Annotated in this window: 5 protein-coding genes; 3 read left to right on the top strand and 2 right to left on the bottom strand. The window is 39.6% G+C overall.

Going from position 1 to position 6,829, the window contains the following annotated elements; genetic code table 11:
* Positions 1 to 808 (bottom strand): alanine dehydrogenase (locus ACQR30_RS13885; RefSeq protein WP_429736138.1); only part of this gene is annotated, 808 nt, incomplete at its 3' end.
* 28 nt (positions 809 to 836) lie between these two features.
* Entirely contained in the window at positions 837 to 1,253 is a 417-nt protein-coding gene (gene tsaE / locus ACQR30_RS13880) for a tRNA (adenosine(37)-N6)-threonylcarbamoyltransferase complex ATPase subunit type 1 TsaE (RefSeq protein ID WP_429736136.1), read from the bottom strand.
* 143 nt (positions 1,254 to 1,396) lie between these two features.
* Here tsaE and ACQR30_RS13875 point away from each other — a divergent pair, with 143 nt between their 5' ends.
* The 3 genes from ACQR30_RS13875 to ACQR30_RS13865 all read left to right on the top strand — a co-directional run bounded on the left by ACQR30_RS13875 (position 1,397) and on the right by ACQR30_RS13865 (position 6,783).
* Positions 1,397 to 3,517, top strand: coding sequence for a heavy metal translocating P-type ATPase (locus ACQR30_RS13875; RefSeq protein WP_429736134.1), 2,121 nt, complete (start codon positions 1,397 to 1,399; stop codon positions 3,515 to 3,517).
* 167 nt (positions 3,518 to 3,684) lie between these two features.
* On the top strand, positions 3,685 to 5,565 hold the full coding sequence (locus ACQR30_RS13870; protein ID WP_429736132.1) for a beta-galactosidase: 1,881 nt from the start codon (positions 3,685 to 3,687) through the stop codon (positions 5,563 to 5,565).
* Positions 5,566 to 5,652: 87 nt separating this feature from the next.
* Entirely contained in the window at positions 5,653 to 6,783 is a 1,131-nt protein-coding gene (locus tag ACQR30_RS13865; protein WP_429736130.1) for an endonuclease/exonuclease/phosphatase family protein, read from the top strand.
* Positions 6,784 to 6,829: the final 46 nt, after the last annotated feature.

Raw genomic sequence — 6,829 nt, 5'->3', positions numbered from 1 at the left:
TACCCAATGCCCCCACAGCGACTTCGCAGGTTTTCAATTGTTTGGCTAAAATCTTTGGTTCAATAACGCTTGTCCACACGCGAAAGCCAAGATTGTTTTGCAACCTCTTTAACCGGTAAACATTATTATCAAAGACCTTTACGGAAGCACCCATCGCTAATGCCGTTCGTGTCGCAAACTCCCCAACGACACCTGCACCGATAATGATAACTTTCGTAGGAGGAACACCACTGATACCCCCTAATAATACGCCCTTACCATTATTAGAACAAGCCAAAAACTGACCCGCAAGCAACATGGCTGCACTACCCGCAATCTCGCTCATACTGCGCACAATAGGAAAAGTACCACTATCATCTTTTAGTAGTTCGAAGCCTAAAGTAGTAATCTTTTTCTTCGCCAATTCCTCAATGATTTCTTTTCTTAAAAGAGAATGATTAAGCGGTGAAATAATGATTTGGTTTCGTTGCAAATTAGGCAAATCTGCAACGGTAATAGGAGCACTTTTAATAATAATGGGCTGTCTGTAGACCTCTTCCGCATTATGTTCAATTTTGGCACCTGCTTCACTATAATCTTTATCACTAAACTTACTGCCTGCGCCGGCTTTTGATTGTATGGTTACGTGATGTCCATTACTTACCAAAACGCTTACGGCCTCTGGTATCAAAGCTATTCGATCTTCCTGAAAAGCTATTTCTTTGGGAATCCCAATAGAAAGTTTGGCGCTTTTCTGCTTTATATCTAAAGTTTCTTCCAGCGTTGCATAGCTGAAAGCAGTATTAATAATCGGTTTTGCGGAAGGCATATTCGTTCTTTCAATATGTAAAAATATTCTATTTTTTCTCAAAAATCACACGTTCGGTCTCCGACAAAATATCTATCTCAAGAAATAATGTATCTTCAGACAGTAGCATCGGTGCTTTTTCGGGCCACTCTACCAAGCACAGGTGCCCACTCATCAATACTTCTTCGACCCCCGTTTGTATGGCTTCGTCTTCGTCTTCGAGGCGATACCAATCCATGTGGAAGATTTTTCCTTCAACAACACTTTCGTATTCATTGATAATGGCGAAAGTCGGGCTACTAATAATATCTTTGGACTGTAACACGTCCTCACAAAGTGTCTTTATAAAAGTGGTTTTACCCGCTCCCATCGGCGCGTAAAAGGCCCAAATTTTTTTGTCCGAATGTATTGACCAAAGCTTTTCAGCAACTTCTTTAATATTTTGATTTGTGAATGTGAACGACATAGGAAGATTTGATATAAATAAATGTCAACGTCAGGCTAAAACCTTATTGTTTGCAACATGGTAGTAAAGATAAATTATCCCAAGCAATCCAACACAAAAACATCCATGTAACTTTGCCGGGAACAAAATAATGCAACAAAGATATGAATGATACTATAGAGTGGAAAGTGGAAGGGATGTCTTGTACCAATTGTGCGTTGTCGGTAGAAAAGGTTTTAAAATCAAAGGGCGCACAAAATGTATCAGTCAATTTTATCGGGGGCGAAGTCTCCTTTACAAAACCCGTTAATGATAGTTTAGCCTCTATTGAAAAAGAAATAAATCAACTGGGTTATCATATTGCCAATGGCGCTTCAGAAGAAAATTCGCCCCAAAGCAAAAAGTTTTTCAGAAACCACCTTCAACGATTCTTATTCTGCCTGGTTTTTACCATCCCTCTTTGGCTACACATGTTTGTTCATGCTGGGATACTGATGAATGAATGGTTTCAGTTAGCATTGACCATTCCCGTGTTTCTGGTAGGAATGGGCTTTTTTGGAAAAAGCGGATGGCGTAGTTTGCGTAAGGGGGTCCCCAACATGAATGTCTTGGTGGCCGTCGGTGCCATTGCCTCGTTTGCTTACAGTTTGTATGGAACATTTTCCGGTAACCCCGAAAGCTTTATGTTTTATGAGACTACTGCCACTATTATCACGTTGGTATTTATGGGCAATTGGCTCGAGGACCGATCTGTACAACAAACCCGTGTCGCTCTGGATAGTTTAGTCGTTTCTCAGAAGATTCAGGCAAATATGATTGTATACGCTGAAAATCACGAAGAGCATATTTTACAGATAGATAGTAAAAGTCTGAAATCCGGCGACTTGATCTTAATAAAATCAGGAGAATATGTTCCCATGGATTGCAAAATATTGTCAGGGAGCGCCAGTATAGACGAATCTATTTTAACAGGCGAAAGTTTACCCGTCGAAAAAGGGCAGGGGAGTAGTCTTATTGGTGGCAGTATGGTTACCGATGGTAATGTAAAAGCCTATGTAACGGCAACCGGCAAAGACACAGTGCTGCAAAATATTTTAAAATTAGTAAAGGAAGCCCAAGCGGAAAAGCCGCCCATGCAACAGTTGGCAGATAAGATTAGTGCCATATTTATCCCGGCAGTTTTAGCCATTACCTTACTGTGCTTTTTGGGTAATTATTTTGTTGCCGATTATAGTTTCTCTACCAGTCTTTTGCGCAGTATAGCTGTTCTGGTTATCGCCTGCCCTTGTGCCATGGGATTGGCTACACCTGCCGCTATAGCCGTGGGATTGGGTCGCGCAGCCAAACACGGTATTTTGTTTAAAAATGCACGCAGCCTGGAAGTTTTTAAAGATATAAAACAAATAGTTTTCGATAAAACAGGCACTTTAACTACAGGTGATTTTTCAATCAGTAACCACTCAATTACCGGCGATGTATCGGAAGAAGATTTTAAGAAAATTATTTTTTCGATGGAGAAATTTTCTAATCACCCCATCGCCAGAACGATCACTAAAAACTGGAAAACCGGTAATACTATTATTTGGAAAAAAATTGAAGAAATAAAGGGCGTCGGCATAAAGGCTGAAGATAAGCAGGGCAATGTTTTCTGGGTAGCGTCTTACAAAAAAGCCAAAGATTTAACCCAAGATTTGTCGCATAATATCTATTTAATAAAAAATGATACCTTACTCGGTTGGGTAGACGTGCAGGATAAACTCCGACCTGAAGCCCAGGAAGTCGTTAATCAATTACACGCTGCCGGATTAAAGACTATATTACTCAGCGGCGATAATGAACAGAAGTGTGCGGCAATTGCAAAACAAACAGGCATCGATTTATTTTTTGCGGAGCAGACACCGGAGCAAAAATTACAAAAAATCGCAGCATTAAATGCAAGCCAGCCGACGGCTATGATTGGTGACGGCATTAACGATGCCCCTGCATTAGCAAAAGCAACCATCGGTATATCACTGAGCGACGCATCGCAGATAGCTATACAAAGCGCGCAAGTTATTTTGATGAATGACGGACTGAAAAATCTACCCCTGGCACTGGGCCTGGGAAAGCATACCTACACAACGATAAAACAAAACCTCTTTTGGGCCTTTGCCTACAATATTGTCGCTATTCCGATCGCATGCTTGGGTTTACTCAGCCCCTCTTTTGCCGCATTGGCAATGGGTTTTAGCGATATCATATTAGGTTTCAATTCTATAAGACTTCGTTGGAAAAATGTACTATAGTCAACGTATCCTATTTTTTTAATATCGGTTGCTTGGTTTTATAAACTGACATGCAAACGTTTGCATTCCCTTTCGGGCAGTTTTCCATTAAACATTCTTTACTTTTATAAGTCCACGTAGGAGATTCTTATGGGTATATTTATCATTATCTTATTCAATTCTAAAGCATGAAGAAATTCGTTTTGTCTTTGATAGCGATTATTACGCTATGTTGCACGACTAGCTTTGCACAAAAAGCAAAGCATACATTCGAAATTAAAAATGGCTCCTTCTTATATGATGGGAAGCCTATCCAGATACATTCCGGCGAAATGCATTATGCAAGAGTACCGCATCAATACTGGCGTCAACGTTTGGAAATGCTAAAAGCCATGGGACTGAATACCGTAGCCACTTATGTGTTTTGGAATTATGTAGAAACAGCACCGGGCGTTTGGGATTTTACCGGAGATCATGATTTAGCCAGGTTTGTAAAAACCGCTCAAGACGTAGGTCTGATGGTCATATTAAGACCCGGCCCTTACGCCTGCGCCGAATGGGAATTTGGTGGTTTCCCATGGTGGTTGCAAAAAACCCCGGGTATGGTTTTGCGCACCGATAACAAGCCATTTTTAGATTCCTGCGATTTATATATCAACAAGTTGGCGGAGCAAGTCAGGGATTTACAAATAACCAAAGGCGGCCCCATTATTATGGTACAAGCCGAAAATGAATTTGGTTCCTATGTTGCCCAGAGAAAAGATATTCCTTTGGCACAGCACAAAGCGTACAGCGCAACCATTAAAGCAGATTTACTGGCAGCAGGCTTTGACGTCCCTTTATTTACCGCCGATGGAAGTTGGTTATTTAAAGGGGGTACTATTGACGGTGTTTTTCCCACCGCAAACGGAGAAGACAATATAGACAACTTAAAAAAGGCAGTAAACCAATATCATAATGGCGAAGGCCCATATATGGTTGCAGAATTTTATCCAGGCTGGCTCGATCATTGGGCAGAACCTTTTCCCAAAACATCTGCCACAAATGTTGCAAAACAGACCAAGAAATATTTGGAAAACAACATTTCATTTAATTTTTATATGGTTCATGGCGGAACAAATTTTGGCTTTACAAGTGGTGCCAACTATAGTACCAATCACCCTATTCAACCAGATATGACAAGCTATGATTATGACGCACCAATCAGCGAGGCCGGATGGGCCACCCCAAAGTACGATTCAATCCGCGCAGTAATGAAGCAATACGTTGCATACAGTATTCCCTCAGTTCCGAAAGCTATACCAGTCATAGCCATCCCGTCTATCCACTTAAATAAATCGGTCGATTTGTTCAAAGGTATTATTGCCCATATTCAACCGGTAGTAGCTGACACCCCTATGACTTTTGAGGACTTGAATCAAGGGTATGGATATGTTTTGTATAGAAAGCATTTTACGCAACCTATTAATGGGACGCTTGACTTGAAAGGTTTACGCGACTATGCCTTGATTTATGTGAATGGTAAAAAAGTGGGCGAACTGAATCGCCAGGCAAATAAGTTCTCAATGAACATTGATATTCCTTTCAATGCTACATTAGATATCTTGGTAGAAAATATGGGTAGAATAAATTATGGCAGCGAAATTATACATAACCTTAAGGGTATTATTTCTCCTGTAACTATCGAAGGCAACGAAATTACGGGCGATTGGGAAATGTATAAATTGCCAATGAGTGAAACCCCCGATTTGTCCAGGCAAGAAAACAGTTATACCGCAGGCAATCCGGTGATTTATGAAGGTTCCTTTAAACTCTCAAAAGTTGGCGACACCTTCTTAGATATGAGCAAATGGGGAAAAGGAATTATTTTTGTAAATGGTCATAACCTTGGCCGGTACTGGAAGGTGGGCCCGCAACAAACTTTATATTTACCGGGTTGTTGGTTAAATAAAGGCAACAATACCATCGAAATTTTTGAACAGCAAAACGATGTAAAACAAACCGAAGTAAGTGGTGTTATTACACCCATACTTGATAAATTAAATTTGCCTCAAGAAGACAAGAAATAAGTACAATTCAGTTTGATAATAAAAGGCCTGCGATGCAATATTTTCGCAGGCCTTTTTTTGCACAAAATTTTTGAGTAGATTTACATTATGGCGCTCAAATTTATCCGCAAACTTACCAGAGGTATTTTTCTAATACCAACCATATTAGCAGCAATGCTATTTGTCGCGGCTTGTTTAGCGTCTGAGTTAAATCCAGAAAGATGGTGGTTCGTGGCATTTCTTAGTTTATTATTGCCTTATCTAATTTTACTTTTATTATTTGCACTTATTTTTTGGTTAGTTGCTAAACCGAAAGCCGCATTAATTCCATTATTAGCACTGCTTATTGGTTGGCGGCAAATAAAAGTAATTTTCTCTTACCATATTTTCAGCTCCTTCAATACAGATGTTAAAGCCCCGAATGCCATCCGTATTGTCAGCTGGAATGTAGGCAGTATGTATGGGCTGAGCCATAATAAAGATAAAAGAATGCAGGACCGAAAAGAAATTGCCAATACAATTATTGGGCTTTCTCCCGATATTATTTGCTTACAGGAATTCAACAATTCGCAAACGCAAGGCAAAGAGGCAGACAATATTGATCTCTTTTCTAAAGACTATCCATATTATTTCTTTTCAAAAGATTTAGATAGACGAAAAGGATATTATCAATCCGGTAGTATTATTTTTTCAAAATATCCCATCATCGATTCAGTAAAAATTAAATACCCTAAAGGCATTTCCGAAAGTTTTATTTATGTAGATGTTCTGCGGCAAAAAGACACGCTGCGCATCTTTAATGTACACTTACAATCTTATAAATTCTCGCCGCAGGATTATGACGATATTGCGCAAATTAAAAGTCAGTCAGATTCTACATTAAAAGCATCCATCAGCATCATGAACAAGATGCAATTGGCTTTTTCCCGACGCGCAATACAGGCCAATATGATTCAAAAATATAGCGACAGTAGTCGCTTCAAAAGCATTCTCTGTGGGGATTTTAACGACGTACCCGGTTCCTATGCCTATTTCACTATTAAAGGAAATCGACAAGATGCATTCTTAAAAAAGAGTTGGGGTATTGGTCGTACTTACTATTCCATCGCGCCTACATTGCGCATTGACTATATTATGCCTGATGAAAATTTCTCAGTCAATCAATTTGATATCGTTGATGAGGATTTAAGTGATCATCTTTTGCTCGTAAGTGATGTAGCATTCAAACAAAAAAAGTAGCTTCAAAAATAGAATTGAAGCTAATTTTATAAAGATTCTACACTTT

Source organism: Arachidicoccus sp. (genome assembly GCF_050436765.1).
In the GTDB taxonomy this organism is placed as follows: domain Bacteria; phylum Bacteroidota; class Bacteroidia; order Chitinophagales; family Chitinophagaceae; genus Arachidicoccus.
This window is presented reverse-complemented; position numbering and strand designations above follow the sequence as displayed.

Excerpts from the sequence above, each read along its gene's own strand:
- ACQR30_RS13865 (WP_429736130.1), top strand. The coding sequence starts at position 5,653 with ATGGCGCTCAAATTTATCCGCAAACTTACCAGAGGTATTTTTCTAATA.
- tsaE (WP_429736136.1), bottom strand. The coding sequence starts at position 1,253 with ATGTCGTTCACATTCACAAATCAAAATATTAAAGAAGTTGCTGAAAAG.
- ACQR30_RS13870 (WP_429736132.1), top strand. The coding sequence starts at position 3,685 with ATGAAGAAATTCGTTTTGTCTTTGATAGCGATTATTACGCTATGTTGC.
- ACQR30_RS13875 (WP_429736134.1), top strand. The coding sequence starts at position 1,397 with ATGAATGATACTATAGAGTGGAAAGTGGAAGGGATGTCTTGTACCAAT.